This is a genomic window from Pseudidiomarina sp. (assembly GCF_033722695.1).
Classification (GTDB): Bacteria; Pseudomonadota; Gammaproteobacteria; order Enterobacterales; family Alteromonadaceae; genus Pseudidiomarina.
The window spans coordinates 42,132-68,608 of record NZ_JAWVYM010000010.1 but is presented as its reverse complement, the minus strand read 5'-3'; the positions used below and the strand labels follow the sequence as shown (position 1 = coordinate 68,608).

27 protein-coding genes are annotated in these 26,477 nt (G+C 53.3%); 11 read left to right on the top strand and 16 right to left on the bottom strand.

Annotated features, from left to right (window positions below; translation table 11 throughout):
* Together R3196_RS05725 and R3196_RS05720 are read left to right on the top strand one after the other, a co-directional pair.
* Positions 1 to 162 (top strand): DUF1328 family protein (locus tag R3196_RS05725; RefSeq protein ID WP_413242902.1); only part of this gene is annotated, 162 nt, incomplete at its 5' end.
* A gap of 139 nt (positions 163 to 301) precedes the next feature.
* Positions 302 to 817 (top strand): CC0125/CC1285 family lipoprotein, encoded by a 516-nt coding sequence (locus tag R3196_RS05720; protein WP_318935717.1) that lies wholly within the window; start codon positions 302 to 304, stop codon positions 815 to 817.
* Positions 818 to 856: 39 nt separating this feature from the next.
* On the opposite strand, the gene R3196_RS05715 is transcribed toward R3196_RS05720, so the two are convergent.
* The gene (locus tag R3196_RS05715; protein WP_318935716.1) at positions 857 to 1,264 is read right to left on the bottom strand and encodes a DUF1761 domain-containing protein; all 408 of its coding nucleotides are present in this window, start codon (positions 1,262 to 1,264) and stop codon (positions 857 to 859) included.
* Positions 1,265 to 1,423: 159 nt separating this feature from the next.
* Here R3196_RS05715 and fnr point away from each other — a divergent pair, with 159 nt between their 5' ends.
* The gene (gene fnr, locus R3196_RS05710; protein ID WP_318935715.1) at positions 1,424 to 2,125 is read left to right on the top strand and encodes a fumarate/nitrate reduction transcriptional regulator Fnr; all 702 of its coding nucleotides are present in this window, start codon (positions 1,424 to 1,426) and stop codon (positions 2,123 to 2,125) included.
* 62 nt (positions 2,126 to 2,187) lie between these two features.
* On the opposite strand, the gene R3196_RS05705 is transcribed toward fnr, so the two are convergent.
* The gene (locus R3196_RS05705) at positions 2,188 to 2,715 is read right to left on the bottom strand and encodes a hemerythrin domain-containing protein (protein ID WP_318935714.1); all 528 of its coding nucleotides are present in this window, start codon (positions 2,713 to 2,715) and stop codon (positions 2,188 to 2,190) included.
* A 171-nt stretch (positions 2,716 to 2,886) separates the two neighbouring features.
* Between R3196_RS05705 and norR the strand changes: the two genes are divergently transcribed.
* From norR to R3196_RS05690, 3 genes are read left to right on the top strand one after another with little or no spacing between them, the layout of a single operon-like run.
* On the top strand, positions 2,887 to 4,428 hold the full coding sequence (gene norR, locus R3196_RS05700) for a nitric oxide reductase transcriptional regulator NorR (RefSeq protein WP_318935713.1): 1,542 nt from the start codon (positions 2,887 to 2,889) through the stop codon (positions 4,426 to 4,428).
* A 17-nt stretch (positions 4,429 to 4,445) separates the two neighbouring features.
* The gene (locus R3196_RS05695) at positions 4,446 to 4,853 is read left to right on the top strand and encodes a YbaN family protein (protein ID WP_318935712.1); all 408 of its coding nucleotides are present in this window, start codon (positions 4,446 to 4,448) and stop codon (positions 4,851 to 4,853) included.
* On the top strand, positions 4,850 to 5,602 hold the full coding sequence (locus R3196_RS05690; RefSeq protein WP_318935710.1) for a molybdopterin-synthase adenylyltransferase MoeB: 753 nt from the start codon (positions 4,850 to 4,852) through the stop codon (positions 5,600 to 5,602). Before R3196_RS05695 ends, R3196_RS05690 begins: the two co-directional genes overlap by 4 nt.
* On the opposite strand, the gene R3196_RS05685 is transcribed toward R3196_RS05690, so the two are convergent.
* The gene (locus R3196_RS05685; RefSeq protein WP_318935708.1) at positions 5,599 to 6,804 is read right to left on the bottom strand and encodes an NnrS family protein; all 1,206 of its coding nucleotides are present in this window, start codon (positions 6,802 to 6,804) and stop codon (positions 5,599 to 5,601) included. The two genes, R3196_RS05690 and R3196_RS05685, sit on opposite strands and share 4 nt — an antisense overlap.
* A gap of 191 nt (positions 6,805 to 6,995) precedes the next feature.
* On the opposite strand from R3196_RS05685, the gene R3196_RS05680 reads away from it, so the two are divergent.
* On the top strand, positions 6,996 to 8,612 hold the full coding sequence (locus R3196_RS05680) for an MFS transporter (RefSeq protein WP_318935707.1): 1,617 nt from the start codon (positions 6,996 to 6,998) through the stop codon (positions 8,610 to 8,612).
* 59 nt (positions 8,613 to 8,671) lie between these two features.
* Here the strand turns inward: R3196_RS05680 and R3196_RS05675 are convergent, their stop codons facing one another.
* Together R3196_RS05675 and R3196_RS05670 are read right to left on the bottom strand one after the other, a co-directional pair.
* The gene (locus R3196_RS05675; protein WP_318935706.1) at positions 8,672 to 10,405 is read right to left on the bottom strand and encodes a protein kinase domain-containing protein; all 1,734 of its coding nucleotides are present in this window, start codon (positions 10,403 to 10,405) and stop codon (positions 8,672 to 8,674) included.
* A 20-nt stretch (positions 10,406 to 10,425) separates the two neighbouring features.
* Complete coding sequence (locus R3196_RS05670; protein ID WP_318935705.1) at positions 10,426 to 11,919, bottom strand: NarK family nitrate/nitrite MFS transporter; 1,494 nt, start codon at positions 11,917 to 11,919, stop codon at positions 10,426 to 10,428.
* Between the two features lie 310 nt (positions 11,920 to 12,229).
* Here R3196_RS05670 and R3196_RS05665 point away from each other — a divergent pair, with 310 nt between their 5' ends.
* A complete protein-coding gene (locus R3196_RS05665; RefSeq protein WP_318935704.1) occupies positions 12,230 to 13,498 on the top strand; it encodes an MFS transporter in 1,269 nt (422 codons plus the stop codon).
* Between the two features lie 9 nt (positions 13,499 to 13,507).
* Here R3196_RS05665 and mog read toward each other — a convergent pair whose 3' ends face one another.
* The 3 genes from mog to ubiU are packed head-to-tail and all read right to left on the bottom strand — an operon-like array spanning position 13,508 to position 15,937.
* Positions 13,508 to 14,047, bottom strand: a complete 540-nt coding sequence (gene mog / locus R3196_RS05660; protein ID WP_318935703.1) for a molybdopterin adenylyltransferase — start codon at positions 14,045 to 14,047, stop codon at positions 13,508 to 13,510.
* Between the two features lie 16 nt (positions 14,048 to 14,063).
* On the bottom strand, positions 14,064 to 14,936 hold the full coding sequence (locus tag R3196_RS05655) for a U32 family peptidase (protein WP_318935701.1): 873 nt from the start codon (positions 14,934 to 14,936) through the stop codon (positions 14,064 to 14,066).
* A 5-nt stretch (positions 14,937 to 14,941) separates the two neighbouring features.
* Positions 14,942 to 15,937 (bottom strand): ubiquinone anaerobic biosynthesis protein UbiU, encoded by a 996-nt coding sequence (gene ubiU / locus R3196_RS05650; protein WP_318935700.1) that lies wholly within the window; start codon positions 15,935 to 15,937, stop codon positions 14,942 to 14,944.
* Between the two features lie 111 nt (positions 15,938 to 16,048).
* Here ubiU and ubiT point away from each other — a divergent pair, with 111 nt between their 5' ends.
* Together ubiT and hemN are read left to right on the top strand one after the other, a co-directional pair.
* Positions 16,049 to 16,555 carry a ubiquinone anaerobic biosynthesis accessory factor UbiT gene (gene ubiT / locus R3196_RS05645; protein ID WP_318935699.1) on the top strand — a complete coding sequence of 169 codons (507 nt, stop codon included), beginning with the start codon at positions 16,049 to 16,051 and terminating at the stop codon, positions 16,553 to 16,555.
* Between the two features lie 81 nt (positions 16,556 to 16,636).
* Entirely contained in the window at positions 16,637 to 18,004 is a 1,368-nt protein-coding gene (hemN, locus tag R3196_RS05640; protein ID WP_318935698.1) for an oxygen-independent coproporphyrinogen III oxidase, read from the top strand.
* A gap of 1 nt (position 18,005) precedes the next feature.
* Here hemN and R3196_RS05635 read toward each other — a convergent pair whose 3' ends face one another.
* The 4 genes from R3196_RS05635 to R3196_RS05620 form a co-directional block, all read right to left on the bottom strand.
* Entirely contained in the window at positions 18,006 to 18,413 is a 408-nt protein-coding gene (locus R3196_RS05635; RefSeq protein WP_318935697.1) for a ribonucleotide reductase subunit alpha, read from the bottom strand.
* A 128-nt stretch (positions 18,414 to 18,541) separates the two neighbouring features.
* Positions 18,542 to 20,380: an anaerobic ribonucleoside-triphosphate reductase gene (nrdD, locus tag R3196_RS05630; protein ID WP_318935696.1), complete on the bottom strand. Its 1,839-nt coding sequence runs from the start codon at positions 20,378 to 20,380 to the stop codon at positions 18,542 to 18,544.
* A gap of 26 nt (positions 20,381 to 20,406) precedes the next feature.
* On the bottom strand, positions 20,407 to 20,889 hold the full coding sequence (nrdG, locus tag R3196_RS05625; protein WP_318935694.1) for an anaerobic ribonucleoside-triphosphate reductase activating protein: 483 nt from the start codon (positions 20,887 to 20,889) through the stop codon (positions 20,407 to 20,409).
* A 99-nt stretch (positions 20,890 to 20,988) separates the two neighbouring features.
* Entirely contained in the window at positions 20,989 to 22,185 is a 1,197-nt protein-coding gene (locus tag R3196_RS05620) for a hypothetical protein (protein ID WP_318935692.1), read from the bottom strand.
* Between the two features lie 163 nt (positions 22,186 to 22,348).
* On the opposite strand from R3196_RS05620, the gene R3196_RS05615 reads away from it, so the two are divergent.
* Positions 22,349 to 22,678 (top strand): hypothetical protein, encoded by a 330-nt coding sequence (locus R3196_RS05615; RefSeq protein ID WP_318935691.1) that lies wholly within the window; start codon positions 22,349 to 22,351, stop codon positions 22,676 to 22,678.
* 34 nt (positions 22,679 to 22,712) lie between these two features.
* Here R3196_RS05615 and R3196_RS05610 read toward each other — a convergent pair whose 3' ends face one another.
* From R3196_RS05610 to narH, 4 genes are read right to left on the bottom strand one after another with little or no spacing between them, the layout of a single operon-like run.
* Entirely contained in the window at positions 22,713 to 23,480 is a 768-nt protein-coding gene (locus R3196_RS05610; protein WP_318935690.1) for a peptidylprolyl isomerase, read from the bottom strand.
* Positions 23,481 to 23,496: 16 nt separating this feature from the next.
* Complete coding sequence (narI, locus tag R3196_RS05605) at positions 23,497 to 24,186, bottom strand: respiratory nitrate reductase subunit gamma (RefSeq protein ID WP_318935689.1); 690 nt, start codon at positions 24,184 to 24,186, stop codon at positions 23,497 to 23,499.
* Positions 24,187 to 24,197: 11 nt separating this feature from the next.
* On the bottom strand, positions 24,198 to 24,926 hold the full coding sequence (gene narJ, locus R3196_RS05600) for a nitrate reductase molybdenum cofactor assembly chaperone (protein ID WP_318935688.1): 729 nt from the start codon (positions 24,924 to 24,926) through the stop codon (positions 24,198 to 24,200).
* A gap of 4 nt (positions 24,927 to 24,930) precedes the next feature.
* Positions 24,931 to 26,466: a nitrate reductase subunit beta gene (gene narH / locus R3196_RS05595; RefSeq protein WP_318935687.1), complete on the bottom strand. Its 1,536-nt coding sequence runs from the start codon at positions 26,464 to 26,466 to the stop codon at positions 24,931 to 24,933.
* Positions 26,467 to 26,477: the final 11 nt, after the last annotated feature.

Sequence of the window (26,477 nt, the reverse complement as noted above, 5' to 3'; positions counted from 1 at the left end):
TTAATTTTTTTGATTGTCGCACTTATTGCGGCAGTGCTGGGTTTTGGTGGTATTGCCGGAGCGGCCGCTGAGATTGCCAAAATAATCTTCTATATATTCCTTATTCTACTCGTAATTTCTCTGGTTGCCGGCGCTTTGAGAGGGCGCGGTCCGCGCATGTAGATACCGGTCGACTAACGAATCAACCAGAAAATGCCTGTCTGCCAGGCATTTTTTTTGCACCGCGCTTTACACAGCGAAATCCCTGACCACTGCTATACTGACGTTATCGGATGAGGAGGAATAACTGATGAAGTATTTAATGAAGTTAGCACTTTTGGCGTTAACGTTGGCCCTGGCAGCCTGTTCAACCCAACCGGACTACCGCGCCGCTAGTGATGGCGGCTATGGCTACAGCGAAACCAAGCTGACTGATACCCAGTACCGGGTCAGTTTTAAGGCGCGCGGTACCGATAAGTCGCAGGCAATGAACTATGCCTTGTTGCGCGCAGCTGAGGTCACCATACAGGAAGGCTACGACTGGTTTCTGATTGTTCATCGTGACACCCTGGTTGACCGCGAACGCGTGAGCAATCCAAACCTCGGTTATATGACGTCACGCGATATGGTCTCTTATTGTGGCATTGCCGGATGTTATGTGCGTAGCTATCCGCGCACCGCATTTTCAGCCGGGATCCATCTTGGCGGCCAGACCGATAGTGATATCGAAGTGGTACTGGAAATTAAAATGGGCAGCGGCCCTATCCCCGATACCGACTATAGCTTCAACGCTGAAGAAGTCGTGAATAATTTACGGCCGAAAACCGAACAGGAATAATTTTAACGACGTGAAACGCCGGCTATTGCCGGCGTTTTTTTATCCCCAGCCGCCCAAAAGCGCGCCGGCCGCTGCGAAGTAAATTGTGATATAGCCGCCATGGATTAAAATATAGCGCCAGCTTCGCTGTTCAAACAGGGCAATAACCGCAAAAATCATAGTAGCCCAACCGAGTCCGGCCAACACCCCAGCCGTTAGGCCCCACTGCCAGTTAGTCCCCGGTGAAGCCAGGAAAAAGGCCAGGTTCAGGCTGATTATCCACGAAAATATAAAGGTCAGGCCAAACCCTTTCAGGGGCTTGAATGCCTGAAGCTGCTCATCGGATATACCGGCAGCCGCCTGCCACGACTTTGCGAATAGCACCGGAGAATACCACAGACCACCGATCAGGAAATTGAGTAGCGCGGCGACCAGGACTGCCCATAGATTAATATCTGTCGAATGCATGATCTTTGTCCATGTTCTGTAAAGATATCTATTTATACCCGATTATTTCTTAAGCTGGAAATAAATAGGTAGTCCGGCTCTCAGACATTTAATTTCCTGTAATACGCGTATAATGAGATTAGATTAACAGTCCTTGATCCAAGTCAGGAAAAATTAACCGTGAATACGATCTCGCACATACATTGTCAGAATTGCAGCATGGCTCCGCTTTGTCTGCCGAAACATCTGAATGCACAGGATATGGCCAGGCTCGATACCATTATTCAGCGTCACAAGCCCTTGCACAAAAGGGATCTTTTAGTCGCCGCCGGTGCTCCGCTAAAGTATCTGTACGCTGTGCGAAGCGGTTCACTGAAAAGTTATACGCTGGATGATCATGGCGTTGAGCAGATTATCGATTTTCACCTGCCGGGCGACCTGATCGGCTTCGATGCCCTGGCCGAAGGCCATCACCGTAGCTTTACCCAGGCTCTGGAAACCACAATGCTCTGTGAGATCCCGCTCAGCTCCCTCGATGACTTGTCAGCAGAAATGCCGGTATTGCGACGCGAATTGATGCGTATGATGAGCACTGAGCTCTATATCAGCAAACAACTACTTGGCAGTTTAAATAACCGTGCCGCGGAAGCCCGGTTGGCCCACTTCCTGCTCGGCTTGTCCCGCCGGTTCGCCGACCGTGGGCTATCAGGAAAGTCCTTTCGGTTATCAATGACCCGCGCCGACATCGGTAATTACATCGGTTTATCGGTGGAAACCATTAGCCGTATTTTGTCCCGTCTGCAGCAGGATGAAGTATTATTGGTCGAAAATAAGCTCGTCGAGATAAAAGCTATGGAGCGGTTAGCCCAGCTCGCCGGCTGAGCCCGCGCTACAGCAAAGAGACCGGGCTATCGCCGTTCCTGGCGATAACCCGCTAATCGATATTACTGGCACGAACCGCAGCATGTACCTTCGCCATGAGCGGGCACCCGCATTGCCGGTGCTGGCTGAACGAACAACACCTCGTTCTCAAGCGAAATGTGATCACGCAGATCGCTCACCAGCTCCGTAATACCCGCATAGAGAGTGGTCCAGCTGCCGCAAGCGCCAACGGGCGTTTCGCACTGGTGGGCCAGCACCATAAGTTGCTTCAGCATGGCTTCATGCTGCTCATGCTCTTCTTCCATCACATTGATCGGGCCCGATGGATAAATGCCGCCGGCCAGCATCGGGAACAAAATCTGCTCCTCTTTCATCATATGGCTTTCCAGCTCCTGAAACATTTCGCTCAGGTGGTCCGCCAGGCCTGCCGGAGCCAGCGGGTGGTCGCCATGAACCGACTCCACTTTACGTGACAGGTTAATTAAATCCGGCAGCTGCTGGCGGTGCTTCTGATGATAGTTTTCAAGAATGTGTTCAATCAGATCGCGGACGGGTTGTTGACGCCAATGCTGTAAGTTTGCTGTGTTCATAAGGTTTACCTCGGTTAGAAAACGTGACTTTGCTTTTGCTACTTTCCTTATAAACAGTGCAACTTTGATGCCAAATCTACCCACTTTGATTTATATCGGCTTTTATTGGCGAATGGTAAATTACACCCTGTTTTTTCGGGTTTAAAAAACCAGTAAAGGGTAATTTTTACCATGCATGACGAGAGCCTGCTATCTACTCTGGTGGCCGATTTAGTCACCGATTTACCGGCTGTGGTCCGGCTACAAAAAGTGGTTTCTACGCTAAGGCAGCACTTTGCCTGCGGCGCTGTGGTGTTGCTCAAGCAGGAGCAGGACATCCTTAAACCGCTGGCCGCCACCGGACTGGTGCGCGAGGCCCTCGGCCGACGTTTCATGATCGCCCAGCATCCGCGGCTGGCGACCATTTTAGCAGCACGGGATTCGGTTCGATTTGAGCCTGACAGCGCTCTGCCGGATCCTTACGACGGCCTGATCGAAGCCAGCCCTGACGGGCACCTGGCGGTGCACGACTGCATGGGGATTTCCCTTTATATCGAAGGCCAGTGTTGGGGCGTACTGACACTTGATGCACTGCAGCCGGGCACCTTCGACGAACATGCCAAACAGGCACTACAACGGGCCAGCTTGCTGGTGGAAGCGGCCATTCGCATCGGCCAGATGGAACAAACTATTCGCGCACTGCGCAACAGCCGGCGTGACAACGAATATGCGCTTGCCCATAGCCCTGATACCGGTATTGAAATTATTGGCAACAGTGCAGCGCTGCATAGCGTGCTCCAAGAACTGGATGTTGTGGCTTCCTCTGATTTACCGGTGTTGCTACTGGGGGAGACCGGCGTTGGTAAGGAGTTATTTGCCCGTCAGCTGCACCGCCACTCGTCGCGGGCAGAGCAGCCGTTAATTTATGTCAACTGTGCGGCGCTGCCGGAGAGCCTGGCCGAAAGCGAACTGTTCGGGCATACCAAAGGGGCATACTCTGGCGCCACTGCTGAGCGCGGAGGCCGTTTCGACAGTGCCCATAACGGCACCATCTTTCTGGACGAAGTCGGCGAGCTACCCTCCTCGGTGCAGGCTAAATTACTGCGGGTACTTCAGAACGGCGAAATCCAGCGGCTCGGCAGCGACCGCTCCCACGTTGTTAACGTGCGGGTGGTGGCAGCCACTAACCGTGATCTGAAACAGCAAGTCAAGGACGGCGACTTCCGGGCTGACCTTTATCACCGGCTCTCGGTTTACCCCTTGCCGATTCCGCCTCTGCGCGAGCGCCGCGGTGATATTTCGTTACTGGCTGGGCATTTTCTGGAACTGAATCGGGCGCGACTGGGGCTGCGCTCATTACGCCTGTCTACTGAGGCCGAAGCCATGCTGACCCATTATAAATGGCCGGGCAATGTGCGCGAACTCGAACATACCATTAGCCGCGCTGCCATCAAGGCACTTAGTCAGGGCGCCCGGCGCAACGACATTATCAGTATTGACGCCAGCCTGCTGGATTTGCCGACCGTGCCCGACGCTCCTGCTGTCAGTGAAGTGCCGATTGAACTACCCACTGGCAATCGCATTGATATGAAAGCTACTCTGCAACGGGTGCAACGCCAGCTGATTGAGCAGGCGCTAAAGCGGAGCGACTATAAATGGGCCCACGCGGCGCGTATACTAGATCTTGATCCGAGTAACCTGCATAAACTGGCACAAAAGTTGGGAGTAAAATAACGCGTGGCGGATATGACATGACAGTACTTTTCCGGCTACTTGTATGGCGCACCATCGCCATTTTATTTTTGCTACTGGCGATTATCGGCATTGCACTGCCAATTATGCCAACGGTACCCTTTTTACTGGTAACCGCCTGGGCTGGCGGAAAAGGCTGGCCGGTACTCGAGCAAAAGTTACTCGCCCATCCCACTTATGGCCCACAGATTATCGTTTGGCGCGAACATCGCGTGGTTAGTCGTCGCACTAAAGTTATTGCTGTGGCCATGATGAGCGGTAGTTCGATCATGCTGGTTTTATCACCGGTTATGCTGACCGTCAAACTGGTCGTTATCGGAATAATGGCAACCGTCGCACTCTGGCTTTGTCTGCGGCCTGAACAGGCGCCGGTAACAGAGCCGTCAGCACAGAAAGAGGAATCATGAGTAACCCGGAACTAACCCGCGACCAATTGCTGCGTTACAGCCGCCATGTGATGCTGCCGGCCTTTGATATGCAAGGTCAGGAGGCCCTGCTGGCCAGCCACGCCCTTATCATTGGCGTAGGTGGCCTTGGCTGTGCCGTTGCGCCTTATCTGGCTGCCAGTGGCGTTGGCGAGCTCACACTGGTGGATGCCGATACCATAGACCGCCACAATCTGCAGCGGCAGACGTTATTTTCCGATCAGCAGGTGGGGCAGCTTAAAGTTGAAGCCGCCGCGGCACGGCTGCGCGCCATCAATCCGGAAGTGGTTGTGCACACTGTTGCTGAGCATGTCGAAGCCGGGGCCATCGATGAACTGGTACGGAATAAGCAGGTCGTTATCGACTGCTGCGACAACCTGGCTACCCGCAACGCAGTCAATGCGGCTTGCGTGCGCCACGGCATACCGCTGGTATCCGGTGCTGCAATCCGCTTTGAAGGGCAGCTGGCATGTTTCGCTAATGACGGTTCCGGGCCTTGTTATGGTTGCCTGAGCACACTATTTGGCGAGCAACAACTTAGCTGCATGGAGTCCGGTGTACTGTCACCGGTGGTTGGTGTGATCGGTTGCGCCCAGGCCGTTGAAGCACTGAAGATCTTAGCCGGCGTCGGCGCGCCGCTATACGGGCGCGTCCAGTTATATGACGCCTTGCAGGGTGAGTGGCAGCAGTTTAGCCTGCCCCGTCACCCGGCCTGTCGCTGCTGTAATTAACCAGGCCGGCCATCAGCGCGCGGCGTGGTAAGTACCGGCAGGTACACCACTACATAGATCAGGTAGGCCAATACCCAGGTCACGCCGCTAAATAAATACCAGTTGATGATAAATTCAGGCCATAGCGCCGCCGCAAGGGTCCTCAGCGTTGCCGCAGTAATCACCAGCAGAAAGGCCAGCGACATAATGGCTTTGGGTTTCAGCGTCCGGCCACTGTGCCCTAAAGACACCCGAGCCATCATACTTAGAATCATGGTGCCCATAGCGCCGGCTGTGAGCGCGTGCAGCGCCAGGCTATTGCTGATAGGCAGCCCCATATAACGCAGCGCGAACAGCCCCAGCGCGATGGGAATAAACCAGTAGGCAATATGCAGTGACCAGAGCAACGGCACCCGCCCGGTAATCCAGATCTTCCAGCGACCACAGCGAACCGCCAGCGCCATTGCGGTAATGGCAAAGATGGTGGCCATCCCCGCTGCCGGAATAAAGCCCGAGGTGTTGGTGATCTGCAGGAAGAAAATCAGCCACAGGCCCCCCAGGGCAATACGATCCAGCCAGACGATGGGCTGCACTTTCTGAGTCATGGTGCCATTAGCGGTAAACATGGGTAAGACCCGGCCGGCAACAATGGCCATCAGCAAGGTTATCAGCCAAACCGCGCTTTGACTGCCAATTTGCTGGATCAAAAAATGGCCTGACAGCAGCCCGTAATGCATCAATCCGTTACATAAGGTCAGTAACAGCAGCACCGGCACAAAAAACAAATTGCGTTGCTGTTTCACCGCAATCAGTGGTATCGCCAGCAGTATTGCCGCAAGCGGTAGGAATAGTAAGTCCACACTAACAACCAGCCAGGCCGGCAGGTAGCTGCCCATTAACAGCGCCAGTCGCCCGGCCAGCCACACCAGTGTCAGAACCAATAGTGCCTTGCCATGAGTGGCCCTCAAACCCGTCCAGTTTTGCACCGCGGTGAGCAAAAAACCGATCACAATCGCAGCAACAAAACCAAACAGCATTTCATGACTATGCCAGAACAGTACCTGACCATATACCGGCAACTGGATATAGCCGGCTAACACCAGCAGCCATAGCATCATCGCGAGGGCACTGAACAGTGCTCCCAACAGAAACATGGGTCGAAAAGCCTGCCGCAGCAGGGGCCACATCTTTTGTTCAATCTGAAGATCAGTGATCTGAATCATAGCGCACCGGTAATTCTGTTTAGCGTGTCAGCCATCATACAAGAACCCCGCCGGCCAAGCCGGGCAAAAAAGAGGTACTCCTTAATGGAACTTTCCGGGCCCCTTTATAACCCTCAAGGTGAATTGTGCCGGGCGCGGGCTTCGCCCATAGTTTGCTTAAAATCTAAGCATACCATTCAAGGAGTTCTACCATGTCGGATCTGAAGCAATGGAACCCGGAAGATCAAAAGTTCTGGGAACGAGAAGGCAAGAAAATTGCCAACCGGAATCTGTGGATTTCGATTCCCAGCCTGTTATGTGGTTTTGCCGTCTGGATGTTCTGGAGCATCATTACTGTGCAGATGCTCAATCTGGGCTTCCCTTATTCCGCCAGTGAATTATTCACATTGTCTGCGATTGCTGGCTTAACCGGCGCCACCCTGCGTATTCCGGCGAGCTTCTTCGTGCGGCTGTGCGGCGGCCGCTATACCATCTTTCTGACCACGACCTTGCTGCTAATCCCGGCCATTGGCACCGGCATCGCGCTGCAGGATAAAAATACGCCGCTTTGGGTGTTTCAACTGATGGCGCTATTATCGGGTATTGGTGGCGGTAACTTTGCTGCCTCGATGTCCAACATCAGTTTCTTCTTTCCGAAGAAGCAGCAAGGGCTGGCGCTCGGTCTGAACGCGGGGCTGGGTAACTTCGGCGTCACCACCATGCAAGTTCTGGTGCCGCTGTTTATGACTTTCGGCGCTTTCAGCCTGATTGGCGGCGGCGAGCCGATGATTCTGGAAAAATCCAGTGGCACCTTAATTGGCAGCATTCCGGCCGGTTCAGAAACCTGGATTCAGAACGCCGGATTTCTGTGGGCCTTATTGCTGGTTCCTTTAGCTTTTGCTATCTGGTTCGGCATGAACAATATCCACACCGAAGAAGTGACTCCGGCACTGCCGGGCGCGGGTAAGTCTTTCGGCATTATCCTGGCAATGTATGGTATTGGTTTTGCCACTTCAATTTTCGGCCTCTGGTTGCTACTTCCCGAAGCGGCAAACGGCGCCGGGTTAGGCATCCCGAAAGAACTGATTATTGTACTGGTGCTGGTATTGACCGTATTTATGCTCAAGGCGCTGCCGGGCAAAATCCGCACCAGCCTGAACCGCCAGTATCAGATCTTTGGCAATAAACATACATGGGTTATGAGCGTACTCTACATTATGACCTTCGGCTCATTCATTGGCTTCGCCGCGGCTTTCCCGCTGTCGATTCAGGTTATCTTCGGCTACAGCCATGTCATGGTTGACGGGGTGATGACGCATAATACACCCAATCCCAATGGTCCAAGTGCCCTTACTTACGCTTGGATCGCTCCCTTTATCGGCGCTCTGATTCGCCCGGTTGGCGGCTGGTTATCCGATAAGTGGGGTGGTGCCCTGGTTACCCAGATTTGCTCTGCAGTGATGGTGGCCTGTGCGCTGGGTGCGGCTTACTACATGCAGCTGGCCTATCAGTCTGAAAGCCCTCAACAGTACTTCATGCCGTTCTTCCTGATCTTCCTTGGCCTGTTTGCCGCCAGCGGTATTGGTAATGGCTCTACTTTCAAGACCATCGCCGTGGTGTTCCCGAAAGAACAGGCTGGCCCGGTTTTGGGCTGGACGTCAGCCGTGGCCGCCTATGGTGCTTTCTATATTCCACAGGTGTTTGGTGAGCAGATAAAAGCCGCAACGCCCGAAGTGGCGATGATCGGCTTCGCGGCATTCTACGCCCTCTGCCTGGTTATTAACTGGTTCTTCTACCTGCGTAAAAGCGGTGAATTCTATAACCCCTAATGGGGCAAGCAATAAAAAAGGCGCTGCGGCGCCTTTTTTTATTGCCGTTAATTTACCCCTCACCTGCGCAATAGAAACAGCCAGATAACCAGGATAAGAGTGATAAACCAGAACCCTGACAGCAACTGCCAGAACAGGAGCGAACTGGTTTTATGTTCCTGTTTTACTTCCTCATGCAGAAAGTCCGGATTGGGCTGCTGCAGATCTTTAAGCAATTGCTGCAGGCTCTGATAGCGCTCATTCAAATTCAGGCTGACACCGCGGCGCAACGCCCGGTCGAACCAGGCGGGGATGACACCGTTGTAATGACTGGCGCTGCGATAGCGCAATTTGTCAAAGTCGCGGGCAGTAGTGCAGTTCTCAATCGCATCACCATAAGGCAGATGGCCGGTAAAAAGTTCATAGGCGATCGTTGCCACCGAATAGATATCACCCTGCTCGCCGGAATTATGTCCGAGAATATAATTGGGATCGGAATAATCAATAGTGCCCAGCGCGATATCCTGTTGCAGGGGGCTGTAGATTTCTGCCAGCCCGGCAACATAAACCGAGCCGAAATCAACAATTTTCAGGGTACCGTCTTTATCCATCATCATGTTGCCGGGCTTGAGATCCTGATGTACTGCTCCTTGCCGGTGAAATGCTGCGACCCCGGCCGCGACCTGCTTGACCAACCCGATAGCCACTGACGGTTTAAGCGGCTTTGGCTGCCGGGCAAACCAGTGTTCAAGAGTTTCCCCCTCGATATATTCCATCAGGTAATAAAGATAGTGCCGCTCCCGCTGCTGGCGAACAACCCGCACCACATGTGGTGATCGGATCCGCAGACCAATCCACTCTTCGCGGATAAAGCGGTCAATGTACAGCACATCATCTTCATAATTAATCGACGGACACTTGAGGATTAGTTGCTGGCCGCTCGCTTCATCCTCCACCAGATACAGGTGACTGCGACTGCTGGCAAAAATCTCCCGCACTACCCGCAGGCCATCAATCTTCATGCCAGCGCTTAGCGCTGGCGGAAATGGCAGCCGCACCAGCTGCTGGCTGTAGTCATCCAGACTTTGTTCGGGTACGCCCTGCACCGCCACCAGAATGGCACTAAGGTTGTCCTGGCTACCGTTGGCCAGCGCCTCGGCTTTCAGTTCAGCGCAGACTTGCGCTGGGGGGCACTCTTGTGAAATAAGCTGTTGCAGCCTGGTTTCAGAAATAAAGTCGTGGATACCGTCGCTGCTTAGCAAAAAACGATCGCCAGGCTTGATGGCCACTGAACCACTTTGCAATGCAACTTTTGAGTCCATGCCAAGCGCACGCCCAAGAAACTGCCGCTGTTCCGAGATGATGGTGGTGTGGTCATGGGATAACTGAGTAAGCAGACCATCGCGCCAATGGTAAGCACGACTGTCGCCGGCGTGGAAAAAATAAGCGGACTGGGATTTGAGTACTAACGCGGTAAAGGTACATAGGTACCCTTTCTGTTCGTGCTGGAACTGGTGGCTAAGCTGGTAGAGTTGCGTGTTTATAGTCGCTACGACCTGCTGAGCGCTGTGATTAACCGACCAGCTGTCGGGGGTCTGCGGATAATCCTGAATAAAATTTTTGACTGCCAGGGCGCTGGCGGTTTGTCCTGCTTCGGCTGTACTGACGCCGTCGGCCAGCACGAAACAGGCACCTTTGTGTCTGAGGATATGCCCGGAATCCGGCCAATAAACAGCGGCAGCATCTTCGTTGGTTGCCTTTGCGCCAGCCTCAGAAAGGCTGGCAAAGGTTAGTTCCAGTTCAGATTCCGCCACTGTTTATCTCCTTGCATAATTTATCCTACCGCGATCCGGTGCACCGTGCCGTCTTCACCGACTTCCACGATATGCCCTTTCGGGTCACTGAGGAAAGATACAGCAATAAGGCCCAACACAGCTGAAGCAGAAATCACGTAGAAAAAGGTACTGTACTCAACATAACTCAGCACGGTCAGATAGACCACTGCGCCAACGTTACCATAAGCCCCTGCCATACCGGCGATTTGCCCGGTCATGCTGCGCTTAATCAATGGCACTATAGCAAATACCGCACCTTCACCGGCCTGGACAAAGAAAGAACACGCCATAGTCACCAGTACTGCCAGTGGAATCCACCAGTAGCTGTCCATCAGGCCCATCAGGAAGTAACCCACCGCCAGACCAGCAATCAGGAATAGCATACTTTTACGGCGCCCGAATTTATCTGAGAACCAACCACCCATGGGCCGTGATACCAGGTTCATGAAGGCAAAGCCGGAAGCAAGCAGACCCGCCTCCACCGCTGACAAGCCTTCAAAGGTTTCGAGGAAATACAGCGGCAGCATCGAAATAACCGCCAGTTCTGAGCCAAAAGTCGCGAAGTAAGCGATATTCAGAATGCCTACTTGCTTAAAGCTATAACGATCAACCTCGGGTACACCGGCACGCAGGTGCTCAACGTTGACGCGCCAGATCTGGTGTGTCTGTACAACGAAGAGTACGACCAGCAGCAGCCACATCAGATACATCATGTTATCTGAGAACAGGTTAACGCCGGCCGGTGACAGACGCCATGCCAGCATGGCCAGTGCCAGATACATCGGGATATTCATCAGGATCAACGCCCAGAAAGCGCGCCAGCTGGTAACCACCATGCCACCGCTCTTCTTCGGCTTGAAATAGACTGAGCCTTTAGGCGTATTGCGGGCAAACTTGTAGAACACCAGCGCATATATGGCACTGACGACGCCAACGCTGACAATGGCATAACGCCAACCGTTTTCGCCGCCGAACAGCAGGGCAATAGTTGGTAATAACATTGCGCCCGCTGCGGAACCAAAGTTACCCCAGCCGCCGTAAATACCTTCGGCCGTACCCACCTGATGATGAGGAAACCATTCACCAACCATGCGGATACCAATAACGAAGCCTGCTCCGACAAAACCGAGCAGGAAGCGGAACAGGGCAAGCGCTTCATAGGTGTTGGCAAAAGCGAAACCGATACACAGCAGAGCTGAGATAAACAGCAACGACGAGTAAATGATCCGTGGCCCGTAACGGTCGACCAGCATGCCGACCACAATCCGTGCCGGTATGGTGATGGCTACGTTTAATATCAGCAGGGCTTTGACCTGGCCCGTAGTCAGGTCCAGCGCTTCTTTAATATGAATGAGTAGCGGCGCATGGGCAAACCAGATAACAAAAGTCAGAAAAAACGCAAACCAGGTTAAGTGCAGCATCCTGATCTTCTGATCAGCGAAATTCAGAAGCCGGAGTTTGCTGCGGTCATCTACTATATGAGTTTCGGACATAGTGTCCTCCAAAATACGATCAAGGGGGTGAAGAGAAACGACTTCAATTATAAGTTTTTATGACCTGTAATCCATCCTGCGAGACCATCCAAAACACACTATAAACAACTGAATTTATTGGCTATATCTATATGTGGGTAGCGGCAAATCGGGCGCCCGCACCGATGTTATATGGGTGCTTTATCTCTTTTGGGGTAGAACAAAAATAGCCATGGGGTTAATGAGGATTTGAGAGGTACTGCTTTAATGCTCGTGAAAGAAATTTAAACTCGGTTAAGCTATTGAATACGATTTGTTCCGGAGACTCTTTATGCATGCTACCCACCCGTTGGCCTGGCGTACCCTGGTGCTTGCGACCCTGGCCTTCGCCGGCTGTTTCTCGATCTGGACGCTCTATGCAGTAATGGGTCTGACAGTTCGTGAACAACTGGCGCTCAGCGCAACTGAATATGGTTTATTGTTGGCGACACCGATCTTTTCCGGCGCTATTTTGCGGATTCCGCTGGGGATGCTGGCGGACCATTACGATGCCCGCAAACTTTGGATAGCCCTGATGCTGTCCCTCATTCCGGCACTGCTGCTGTTGCCTGTTATTGAAAGCTTTACCAGCTACCTGCTTATTGGCCTGTGGCTTGGTATCAGTGGGGCCTCGTTCGCGCTGGGCGTACGCTATGTGTCTGAGTGGTTCGCGTCAGCCCGGCAGGGGTTCGCACTGGGGTTATTTGGCGTGGGTAATGCCGGCGTAGCTATTACTTTTATACTGGTGCCGCTGATTGTACTCACACTCGGCTGGAATTGGGTCGGACCGGTTTATGCTGGTGCGTTACTGGCGATGATCCTGTTGTTCTGGTTGTTCTCGCCGACTACGGCAGCGCTGAATACCGCTTTACCCAGTCGTTCGCTGCTGCTTGCCGAGCTTATTCGCGATGTGCGTATCTGGCGTTTTTCACTGTATTATTACTTTGTATTTGGCAGCTTTCTGGCATTGCTGCTGTGGCTGCCGCAATACTATATGCAGGCCTACGACATGACCGAAACCCAAGCCATGGCTTTTACCCTGTTTTTTGTCGCCACCTCAAGCATGGTCAGGGCGCTGGGCGGCTGGTTCGCCGATCGCTATGGCGCTAGGGCGGTAAACTGGAGTGTGTTCTGGGTCTGTCTGGTGTGTCTGTTCTTCCTGAGCTATCCGCCTACCACTTTAATCATCCACGGTATGGATAAAGACGTACAACTGGAGATCAGCATGAATGTCTGGCTATTTACCGGGCTGATTTTTGTCATCGGGGTGGCTCAGGGGTTCGGCCGGGCCAGTGTCTATAAAAATATTCACGACTACTATCCGCGCCATATGGGTTCAGCCGGTGGTTTCGTTGCCGCCATGGGCGCACTGGGTGGCTGTACTCTGCCAATTCTGTTCGGCCTGGCGCAGGATGCACTGGGCATAGTCACGGGCTGTTTTATGATTCTTTACGGCGTGCTGGCGGTCTGCATGATCACCATGTTCTTTGCCAACCAGGCCGCGCAATACCAGCAACGCCTGCAACAGGCGCAGGCGCATAACTTTCTCGAAGACGATTAAGAGTCGGCGTTATTGCTTGGGGCGGAACGGCTTGACGACGCTCTCATCACACTCAAGATAGGGGCCGTCCATCAGGTCAATGCAATAAGGTACCGCCGGGAAAACCGCATCCAGACACTGACGGATCGCCTTTGGCTTGCCCGGCAAATTGATGATTAACGTCTGGCCGCGCAAACCGGCGGTCTGCCGGGATAAAATGGCAGTAGGTACATACTTTAATGACTCCGAGCGCATCAGCTCACCAAAGCCCGGCATCATGCGATCACAAACCGCTTCGGTGGCTTCCGGTGTTACATCGCGTTTAGCCGGACCGGTGCCACCGGTGGTGACAATCAAACAGCAGCCTTCATCATCTGCCAGCGATGCCAGCGTCAGTTCGATTTCCGGTTGCTCATCCGGGATCAGCCGGTAAACCGGCTGCCATTCAGAAACCAGGTAATCATTGAGGGTGGCTTCGATAGCTTTGCCGGAAAGATCTTCATAAACGCCAGCACTGGCACGGTCACTAACCGTAACAATGCCGATTTTCGCAACCCGTGTTGCTGACATAAACTGTCTCCTTAAATTATTTCTGAACCAGCCCAGCCAGGTTCAGCCAGTAGCCGTTACTATCGAGCTTAGCTAAGGGTACCTGGGTTTCGCCATGCTGATTCTGGCGAAACTTCTGCAGCCAGTCGAAAGTGCCCTCAAGCTGCGGGCTTAACCGCACCACATCCACCAGCCCCTGCATCGAGGCCAGCTGGTTAACCAGGTTATAGCGGGTGCCTGACTGCGTCTGAATGCCGTTGAGTACAAACACCTGCTGGCCATCCTGACTGGTTACTGTACGCCCTTCAGGATACTGAATACAGCAGAGCTCACACTGATCCTTTGGCCGGTTTTCTGAGCGCGCCGTAAAGCACCGGCCGGACCAGGCCAGCGGCATGTGGCCAAACGCGAATACTTCGGTTTCAAAGCAGCCCCGCACATCAGTGATCAAGGTCTGGCCGAGCAAATCCTGCAGCCAGTCGCGGGACAGTTCAACCGGCACCACCCAGCGCGTCATGCCCATGTTCAACAGCCGCCTGACGCTATGATGGTTGTAGCAGTTGATGGCCGGCCCGGCGATAAAGGGTAGCTGATTTTCCTGTAACAGGCTGATGGCACCAACATCGTTCGCTTCCACCAGAAACTCACCGTTGTTACAGTATTTCCTGAGCTCTCGTAACTCCGACGGCGCTTCCAGTAAGGTCATGGTCGACAGGCACACTTGTTTGCCCGCCTCGCGCAGCATATGCGCAAGCTCCATATAATCTTCATATTTGAGTTCGCGCCGCTTGCTGCAAACGGTCTCACCCAGATAAACAATGTCAACGTCCGACTCAGCCGCCTGACGATAGAAGTTCTGGACCACTTGTTTGGGCCAGAAATACTGAATTGCTCCCAGAGAAAACTTCATGGTGGTTACTTCCATTTCCGGTGATAAGCGCCTAGGGTGGTCTGACTGCCTTCTGATAACGATGCCAGCACCCGGTTCCAGTCCTGTGCGACGCTAAAACCAGCGGGATCCGCCATTACTGCATCAATGGCCTGGCGCCAGACCCGGGTGATTTGTGCCACGTAGGCAGGACTACGTTGCCGGCCTTCGATTTTCAGCGAGGCGATACCTTCGCGATAAAGCTCCGGCAACAGACTCAGGGTATTCAGGCTGGTTGGCTCTTCCAGCGCGTGATAGGTTTCGCCGCCCACTTCAAAACGCCCTTTACAGAGAGTCGGATAACCGGCGGTTTCACCGGGGGCGAAGCGATCAATTAAAATGTCATTGAGGCGTGATTCTAAAGTGCCGTCCTCGGTTTCGTCCCAGCGCACAAAGCGCGCCGGCGAACAGGCGCCGGCAGTATTTGGCGACTCGCCGGTCATATAAGAGCTCAGATAACAACGCCCCTCGGCCATAATACAGAGGCTGCCAAAAGCAAAAACCTCCAGCTCGATATCAGTGGTGCGTGCAATGGCCCGCACCTGATTCATGGAAAGGACGCGCGGCAGAACCACCCGCTGAATCCGGAACTGCCGGTAGAAATCGATGGCGGCGGCATTGGTTGCTGAAGCCTGTACCGACAAATGCAGCTCCAGTTTCGGGTAGCGTTCGGCAGCATACGCCAGCACCGCCAGATCGGCGAGAATCAGCACATCGGCACCAGCTCGGGCTGCCATGTCGACCGCCCGCCGCCAGGTTTCCCAGGTATCGGCATGGGCGAAGGTATTAATAGCGACATGCAGTTTCTTGCCATGCCGGTGAACCATCCGCGCGGCTTCAGCCAGCCCTGCCTCATCCAGATTCAGGCCGGCGAAGTGACGCGCATTGGTTTCATCCTTAAGACCGACATAAACAGCATCGGCGCCATTCTCTACAGCAGCTTTTAAGGCAGGCATACTGCCAGCCGGACAGAGAAGTTCCATATTGCATTCCTTCTTAACAGCGAGTTTATTGACCTGTGCCCTGAACCCAGATAACAGATCCCTATTATAATGGCTGGACCTTTATTCAGGGGCTTCAATCTGAGGTTAAGAATGGTTATTCCAAAAGTAGTAGAACAGTTACCCGCGCTGACAAAAGCATGTCTGCGCTGCACGCCGGACGCATTAATCGCAGCCAGCATGAGTGCTGCCATGAACCAGATATTGCGCAGTGAGCTGCGCCGCGGTGAGTTTGCTTTCCTGCAGGGCCGTTGGGTGCGGGTGCAGGTGACGGATCTCGACTTCAGCTTCTATGTCTCCGTTGCCGGCGATGACAGCAGGCCGCGACTTCAGGTCAGCATGCATGAGCAACCCGCTGATGTAACGATGCGCGGCGAGATGCCAGCGCTGCTGCTCCTGATCTCCAATAAAGTCGACCCCGATACGCTGTTTTTCCGCCGCAAGCTCCTTATTGTCGGCGACACTGAGCTGGGCCTGCAGATAAAAAACCTGCTCGATACCATCGAACTGAAAGAGCGTTTGCCGGGCATTCTGTATCGCTTTTCGGATCAACTTGCGGAACAAATCCTGACGCAACAATCCTTGACCGGTGTCAACTAACTAACCCTTCAGGAGTATCAATTTTCTGATCCTGATCAAGTAAAATGCAGCTCAACGTTTCGAGTTTTACGGGAAAGGCAAATGAGCGCAGTGACCTGGAGTCAGGCATTAATAGACAAATACAATATCAACGGTCCACGCTACACATCGTACCCGACGGCTCTGGCTCTGCGTGATGACTTTCCGGTTAATCAGGTGGCCGCAACCCTGGCTAATACCGATAAGGCTTTGTGCCTTTATATTCATCTGCCGTTTTGCCATAAGCTCTGTTATTACTGCGGCTGCAATAAAGTGATCACCCGCCATCAGCACAAAGCCGACATCTATCTGGATGCTCTGGCCAAAGAAATGGCGAGGTACCAGCAGCTGTTGGGCGCGCGTCCGGTCGAGCAGGTGCATCTTGGTGGCGGTACCCCAACCTTTCTCACTGAAACCCAGTTATCGCGGCTGATGACGCTCATTAACAGCAACTTCTCAGTCGTTGCCAACGCTGAACTCAGTATCGAAATTGATCCGCGCAGTTGCAGCGATGACAAGCTGCGCCATTTACGCAAGCTTGGCTTCAACCGGGTGAGCTACGGCATCCAGGACTTCGACGAGAAGGTGCAAATCGCCATCAACCGGGTGCAGGATACAGCCCTGATTAAACACCAGTTGGAGCTAAGCCGTGAGCTTGGCTTTGGCTCGATTAACCTGGATCTTATTTACGGTCTGCCCTATCAGCGCCCCGAAACCTTCCTGTCATCAATTGAGCAGGTTATTGAGCTGGCGCCGGACCGCATATCTTTGTTCAGCTATGCCCACTTACCCCAGCGCTTCGCCGGACAACGGAAAATTCCCGATGCGAGCCTGCCGGACGCACCTCTTAAGCTTGAACTCATGCAACTGGGGATTACCCGTTTTACTGCTGCCGGCTACCAGTTCATCGGCATGGATCACTTCGCCAAAGCCGAAGATGAGCTGGCCATCGCTCAGCAACAGGGCCGTCTGCAACGTAATTTCCAGGGTTACACCACCGCCGGACAGGATGCCCTGCTGGGCCTGGGCGCGTCATCGATCAGCCAGATTGACGGCGTACTCTGGCAAAACGCCAAGGATCTGCCTGATTACTACCAGGCAATAAATCGCGGCGAGCTGCCGGTAGTAAAGGGGTTTGCCCTGAGTGCCGACGACCGCCTTCGGGCGGCGTTAATCTCTCAGCTTATCTGCCACTTTGAGCTGGATATTCAGGCGTTCAGCGAGCAGTGGGAGTTGGCCGGTTTCTGGGACTACTTTGCGGCAGCGCAGCAAAAATTAGCCCCCTTTGCCGAAGATGGGCTGGTGGAAATCAATACGAAACGGATCCAGGTCACCGCTTTAGGTCGCCTCTGGGTGCGCAGCATCTGTGCCTGTTTCGATGCCTATCTGAGTGATCAGGCCACAGCGCCGCGCTACTCCAAAGTGGTCTGAATCAGGCGAAGAGCTGGATTAAATCGCCTTCGCGATTAATCGTGATAAAGTCGGCAATGCTGCCGGCTTTAATTTTATTGACCATCAGTGTCAGCGGTTGTTCAGCTTCATCGGAACTGGGCGGATGCCCAGCGCGGCCTTCCATGCTGGCAATAAAAGCGATGTCCCAGTCAACACCAGTGCGCTTTGACTCTTCCAGTAACACCTCAAATGCCGGCACTTCTTCGGGCAGTTTATCGACACAGAGTACCGGTTCCAAAGCACCACCGCTGCGTTCAGCAAAGCGACTCTTCTGGCTCTGAGTAGCATCATCAGGCAATTCAGCACGCGCCAATACAAAGAGCAGTCGCTGAGGTTCTGGCTGCTGCGCGGCAGCAGTAATTAAGTCGCTATAGCTTTCAATGTTCATGAGCAATAAATCCGCCGGGAAAATAGAGGGCCTAGCATAACAAACGGGTGATTTTTGCCCCATACACACAAACAGGGAGCCAGGCTCCCTCTTTGTGAGTAGTTTTTTTAGATTGGTGCAGGAAGACCTTAGCTGGCATGGCGTAACACCGCACTCTGTGCCGTCGCTGCGGCGATGCTCTGATCCGACTTTTTGCGATGATAATGACGTGCCTGATGCTCCTTGCGGCGGCCAGCACTGAATGCTGAAACCCGCTTCAGATAGCCAATCACCCGGGTACCATAGTCAATATCGGCCGAACCACAGGCCGGGCAACTGGCCAGCGTGCGTTTATCAATATGCTCGCAGGCATTACAGATGGTGATCTTGACGTTAACGCAAAAGTAACTACAGCCGGTCTGAGCGGCTATATTGAGCATCGACAGATAGCCATCCTGAGTCAGCTTTTCATCTAAATTCAGGTGCAGCGCCGAGCCGCCGTCCAGGTAGTTAGTCAGTTCGCTCCCGTGCAGGATAAATTTATCCAGTGAATTGGTCTGCTGATCGTCTTCCACCACATAAAAGTACGAGTTATAGCAATCGCGCGGCACAAAGTAGCCGTCCTCCCGATCCCACTTGGCGTTCTTCACGCCCAGGTTCTCAGCCGGTACGAATTCTGTATTAAACATATAGCCATAGGTTTTTTTGGCGGCCTTATTGGCATCGTAGATTACCTTCAGATGACGTTGCACAAACTCGATATAGTCAGGGTTGTTGCTGGCCACCAATCCCTGCGACTCTGCCGCTTCAACCATGCCGTTAATGCCGATGGTCAGGAACTGCTTGTCCAGCGAAATAAAGCCCGCGTCATATACGGTCAGCAATCCGGCTTCAAGATAACTCTCCATCAGCCGGCGATATGCCACCTGATATTTTTGGATCTTGTCGATTTCGGTGGCCAGATCACGGCCATCCTGTACCAGCCGGTTCATGTTAATGGTAATGACATTAATCGAGCCGGTCGCTACACCGCCTGCGCCGAGGGTGTAGGAGAAGGTGTTGTCACTGATCTCACTGCGCAGGCGGCAGCAGGACGCCAATGAATCGGCGTTATCTGAGAGGTAGACAAAAAATGAATTGCCCTGGGACAGCTCGCCGGCAATTTGGTGGGCAAAGTTCTGATCTTTACACTGGCCATCTTCGGTCAGCATCGCGACAGTCACTACCGGGAAGGTCAGGATGGTTTTCTTGCGCTCTTCGTTAAACCAATTCAGGAAGAACTCCTGCAGTTGGCTCACTGAACTCCAGCTGGCACGGCTGAAGTCCGGAAAAACGAAGTCGCCGAACATGCTGTCGAAGTAATGCTGGTCGTATACTGAAATGTTCCAGAATACGCTTTGATAGCCACGTGCGGCGGCCGGCTGGTTCAGTGCATACACCACATGCTGCAGGTGGTTTTCGATCTGATGGCGGTGGGTGCGCAGGTAATCATCACCGTAATCCTTACGGGCGAAATAGTCGAAGTACGCAAGAAACTCAACCGTCGCTACCGCGCCGGCAAACTGCGAGCTGACGGCAAAAACGAAGTTAACAAAAGTACCGCAGAAGCTTTCCAGATGTTTCGGCGCCAGCGATTCACCGCCGAGCTTGGTCAGGCCGTCACGCAAAAACGGATACATGGTCACCGACACACAATAGGGTTTGAGGCTGGTTTCATCGTGCACATAGATCTCGTGATCTTCGATTTGCCGGATGTACTCAACGCCGAGTTCGTCACCAAAGAGTTCGGCTATTTTGGTGCTCACCTGCTTGCGGTTCACCTGCACGAAGAAGTCCTTCATTAGCTCAGACTCCAGGGTGGCGATATTCTTCTGGGTTACATTGGCATTGGCATCCATCTTGGATCCATCGGCGGCGTTGGCAGCGCTCAGATAATCCTGAATGAATGCCATTTTCTGGTCTATTTGTTCTGGTTGTAAACGTAACATAGCAATCCCCTCGCTTTTTGTTGCTCTTAGTCTGTGATAAATCTGCTGTTCAGCAGTTGTTGATTCCGCAGGTCGACAAACCGCTGGTTGGTAGTGGGGCTGGTCAGCCCCCCAAGAGCCTCGACCCAGGGCCCGGTCTTTAAAAAAGTCAGTTGCTGGCGGATGGCAAGCGAAACGTCGTCGTAGCCGGTATACAGGCAGGTATGTAAACCGTGCTCACGACTTAGCTTAAGCAGTTCGATTAGTGCCTGCGGCTGCCATTCGCCACCGAGAAATAACACACAGGAGATAAGCTTCCGGTACTGCTGCAGCCGGCTGGCAAGATACTCGGGTGTCAGCGACTGTCCGCTACCGACAGGCCAGCTATCGACGCTGTGGCAGCCTTTGCAGCCAACAGGACAGCCGGTGATGGTGTAAGCAAGTGACACCTGACCCGGAACTTCCTGAAATACCACCTGCTCAGCGCTGTAGCGCAACGGATGGTCTGAAACTGAAGAGGACCTAAGCATAAAACCCCATATTTAGTGTGCGATTTCGTTTTAGCAACTATATATTGTGTTTTAGCTTAGGCCTTTTGAGGGTGATTACCTTGATCGAGATCAACTAAATTACAGGGTATAGACCAGCTGGAACCACAACTTACTGGTGTCACTGCCGAAGTCATCCGCATCATAACGCGCAGCTTTCAGTAGCCCCGCAAGCTGTTTGGTTAAGGCTTTACTGACACTCACGTTGAACTCCTGGCCATACTCGCTGGTCCCGGCATCGGCGCTAAATTCATGGTAACCAAAGGCAAATTTTGCCCAGTCACTCTGATAGTTCAGCTTTATCCAGTTATCCCGGATCCCTGCCGGCGGAGTCACCAGAAACAGATCGGTGAAACCCTGGAAGGCATGTAGTGTTGCCAGTGGTGTCTGAAACGCCAACTGGCCATCGCCGGCTAACCGTTCCTGGCCCAGTTCAACCGTAACCGCCTGATAGGTCCAGCCAGCACTGAGGCGGTGGTAGTTGTGGGTAAAATCAATTGTTGCCTGGTGCCGATCGTTTTGCCGGGCCCCAGCCACATGCACAGCCAGCCGGTGCTCGTCATTAAGCGCAAAACTGCCGCTGTAGTCGATACCCATGGTCAGACTGTCTCTTGGATTCCAGTCACGGAAATCGAAGTCATAACCAAACGCCGCCAGCCGGTGTTCCTTAGCAACCTGCCACTGCGCCAGCAGTGTCCGGAAGTCGCCGCGCTGGTCAGCAGCGGGGCCATCCGGCCCGAAAATCCGGTTCACGTTATCCAGGTGTGCCAGTTCAAGTTGGAGCTGCTCACTGGCCTTAAACTGCCAGCGATAGCCATCAAAGGTTTGCTCATTCTGGCGCCAGCCGACACCTCCGAGGAAGCGCTGATTCAGATGGTTAATTTGCTGCCGCCCGAGGGTAAAGCTACCGGCCTTATCATGCTGATAGCGCAGCGCCACCTGGTTGATATCGGTGCCATCGGGATCAGCGATCACGGCGTAGCCTGTTTTGCCATTCACCGTATTATTAAAACTATCACCGCCGATATAGCTGACATTATCAATTTCAGTCAGCACCGAGAAGCCGTTAAAACTCGCCGTCGTCAGTTTGATCCGCGAACGCAGAGTAGAGGCTAGCGCATCCTGCACAGGCGCATCGGTATTCACCTGTTCCAGGCGATAACGGAACGAAACATCGAGTTTAATCTCATCGGTGCTGATGATGTCGGCGCTGACCGGCATTGCGACTGCCGAACCAGCGACAACAAGGGCTATATAAAGGGGCTTAAAGACAGACATAGGGCTTTCCTTAAAGTGGTTACCAGAACTGCCTCTATCATATCTGTTAATTGCCTACGCCGGGCGGCAATAAAGGGTTATACCCAAGGGTGTATATTCATCTATATCAGTGGGTTATATAATTATAAACCGGTAAAAAAGGGGGTAGCTAAGGAGTCGTTTTATGGTGACAGAGGTACATGTTCCGGCCACATCCGATGGCCTCAGCCGCGCCCGCAAACCCTCAACTGAAATGGCCATGCGGCAGCTTATCGAAACGATCCGTGCGCACATCCCCTTTGGCCTGAAAGAAGCCGATATGTGTCAGGGCATTTGCCGCGGCTGCTCAAAGAAAATGCTGGAAATGCTGGATACTGAAATCAGTCAGTGGGAAGTGGACCTGAACAACCTGCGGGTAACGCCGACCTTTGCTGATCTGGCATTTGTCGAAAAGCTGGCGCGCCGTACCCATAAAGTGCTGCAGCGTAATAACCTGATCAAAGACGGGCTCTGAACGAGCCCGTCGTGAATTCTGACTACCAGAACAATTACTGAAGCAGCGGTGAATCCGATACCGAGAAGTCATAGCCTTCGATATCCGCGTCCTGAATCAGGGTATGGATATACTGCGCCATGGCTTTACGGTGAACTTTTTCGCTAAGATACTCAGCAATCTTCCCTTTGACCGCTTCATAAGGAAGCGGCTGGCCTTCAATTTTCCGATCCACAGCAACCACATGGAAACCATAACGGGTTTCGACCGGGTGCGGCAATAAGCCTTCGCTGGCGGTAAATACCCGGCGTTCAAATTCCGGTACCGTCTGGCCTTTACTGATCTGCCCCAGGCTGCCCTGGGTGGCGCTGGACGGACAGGCGGAGTGGCCTTTGGCCAGGCGGGTGAAGTTTCCGCCTTCCTGCAACTGCTTGATAATCTGCTCGGCCATAGTTTTGGCGTTCACCCGGTCCAGCTCATCGTCCGGTGCGGCAGCCAGCAAAATATGCCGTACTTCCAGCAGTGGCGAGGTGGTAAAGCGATCCGGATTCTGCTGAAAGTAGGTTGCGCAGGCTTCTTCATCGGCCTCAGGCACGCTGACTTCACGCTCAATCAGTGCATCCAGAAAGTCCTGGTCGCTGGCCTGCTCGCTTTCATCACCCACAGTCAGGTTCAGTGCTGCGGCGCGCTGCCGCAGCAATTCTCCGATAATCAGTGATTCGGCGGCACGCTGCATCGCCTGCTCTTTCGAATCGGACGGGTGGTATTGCACCTCTGCCATGATCGCTGGCTCGGCAATAGTCACCTGGTTCACGTTAATCATAATCTCCTCCTGTCGCTTAGCGTGCGAAACGCTTGCGAACAATCTGATGCTTGCGGGTCAGATACTGCATGGGTACGCTGAACATATGCACCAGACGAGTAAAGGGGAATACCAGGAACAAGGTCATACCCAGGAACACATGCAGTTTGAAGATCCAGTGCACGCTTTCCATCGCCGCCGCAGCCTGATCGCCATTCAGAAGCAGGGTGTTCTGTGCCCAGGCCATCAACTTGAGCATCTCGGAACCATCGAGGTGGCCCATAGACACATAAATCGATACCAGCCCCAGAATCAGCTGCACATAAATCAGCAGCAGGATAACGATATCCATGGGGTTGCTAGTGGCGCGGATCCGCGGGTTAAACAATCGCCGTTTGATCAGAATGGTCAGACCGTAAAAGCAGATTATGCCGAAGAAGCCACCGGCTCCCATCGCCACCAGCTGTTTTGTCTGGGTGGTGATACCCAGCGCATACCACAACTCACCCGGCATCAGCAGGCCAAAGAAATGACCGAAGAAGATCGCGATAATACCGATATGGAAGGCGATACTACCGCGGCGCAACTGCTTCTTCTCCAAAATCTGGCTGGAGGCCGCTTTCCAGGTGAACTGCTCGCGGTCATAGCGGATCCAGGAGCCGACTAAAAATACCGTCAGGGCTATGTAAGGATAGATCCCAAAAGCCAACATATTTAAACTGTTCATGACTTATCTCCTCAGATCCCAACCGGTTTGGCTGGCTTACTTAAATCATCCGTATTCAGCGGAATAAACTGGTCGCGGCGCTGCTGCTCCGAAGGACGGTTCTGCGCCGTCGGGCAACCGGCATTGGAATCGGCGCCGGTAAAGGTCACAACTTCTTCTTCCCAGACTTTATCCAGCGCTTTGGGGGTGTCATCGCGCTCTTCTTTTACCACCTGCTGACGCACGTCATTCAGGTCGATTTCGACGCCAGACAGGTCCAGCAGCGCATGGGCCATGGCGGCGTAGTCGCTCTTGCGGTTTTCCAGCCGGCAGGCTAACACCGCCAGAATATGGGCCACTTCTGCCAGCCCGGCGCGGGCGTTTTCGTCACCCTGGGTAGACAGAAACTCCAGATATAACGGAATGTAATCCGGTAGTTCACGGATCCCGATATCCAGGCCCGCTTCATGGTACTGATTCATCAGATCAACCATCGCCTGTCCACGATCTCTTGATTCGCCGTGCACGTGTTCAAATAACAGCAGCGACAGCGACCGCCCCCGTTCGAACAGGCCGTCATATTCCGACTGCCAGTCCATCAGATCGCCGGTGGTCCGGCGATCCAGAAATGCGCTTAGCTGCGCCTTGTTCGTATCCGTTAGTGGTGAGGCCTGGATGATCTCATGCAGATCATCCCGGGCTTCAGCTAACCCGCTTTGCGGGTAATCCAGTAACAGCGATATCACTTGTAAAACTTGCATGGTATTACTCCTTCATGGTCACCGGGATGACCTGGCGGACGCCGCCGCTGCGCGCGCCAAACAGATTGACCTTGTTATTGCCATCGCTACAGCCGTTACCGAAACTAAAGCCGCAGCTGCCTTTCAGGTCGTAGGCGTTTTCGGCGTAAGCACGATGGCTGGTTGGAATCACGAAGCGGTCTTCGTAGTTGGCCAAAGCCATGTAGCGGTACATTTCTTCTACCTGTGGCTTGGTCAGTCCAACCTGGTTCAGTACATCCAGATCTTCGACGCCGTCTACGTATTCCGACCGCTTGTAGGCGCGCATCGCAATCATGCGCTCCAGCGCCCGTACGATAGGCGCTTCATCACCAGCGGTCAGCATGTTAGCCAGATAACGCAGTGGTATCCGCAGCGATTTCAGATCCGGGATTTCGCCGTTCATGCCCACGTGGCCGGCTTCGACTGCGCTCTGAATCGGAGACAGTGGCGGTACGTACCAGACCATCGGCAAGGTGCGGTATTCCGGGTGCAGTGGCAGCGCGACTTTCCAGTCCATCGCCATCATGTAAACCGGGGAACGCTGGGCTGCCTGAATCCAATTCTCAGCAATGCCTTCAGCGCGGGCAGCTGCCTGCACTTTTGGATCATGGGGATCCAGGAAGATATCCAGCTGCGCCTGATACAGATCCTGCTCATTTGGGGTATTGGCTGCTTCTTCAATGCGGTCGGCATCATAGAGCAGCACGCCGAGGTAGCGGATCCGGCCCACACAGGTTTCCGAGCAGGTGGTCGGCTGGCCCGCTTCGATGCGCGGATAGCAGAACGTACACTTCTCGGATTTACCGGTTTTCCAGTTGTAGTAGATTTTCTTGTACGGGCAGCCCGATACACACATCCGCCAGCCACGACACTTGTCCTGGTCAATCAGCACGATGCCGTCTTCTTCACGCTTGTAGATAGCGCCAGACGGGCAGGCTGCCACACACGCCGGGTTCAGACAGTGTTCACAAAGCCGCGGCAGATACATCATGAAGGTCTTTTCAAACTGACCGTAGATGTCTTTCTGTACCACTTCATCGAAGTTTTTGTCTTTCTTCCGCTTGGCAAACTCGGTACCGAGGATTTCTTCCCAGTTCGGGCCCCACTCGATTTTTTCCATCCGCTGACCGGTGATCAGTGAGCGTGGCCGCGCAATCGGCTGATGCTTGGTATCTTTTGCCGTGTGCAGATGCTGATAGTCAAAGTCAAACGGCTCATAATAATCATCGATTTCCGGCAGATCCGGGTTGGCGAAAATATTCGCCAAAACCCGCCGTTTGGTACCGATTTTCAGTTCCAGTTTGCCTTTTTTGTTGCGCACCCAGCCGCCGTTCCACTTGTCCTGGTTTTCCCATTCTTTCGGGAAGCCGATACCGGGTTTGGTTTCAACGTTGTTGAACCATGCGTACTCCACGCCTTCGCGTGAGGTCCAGACATTTTTACAAGTGATGGAGCAGGTATGACAACCAATACACTTGTCCAAATTCAGCACCATGCCAATTTGAGCTCTTACTTTCATCGTATTGTCCT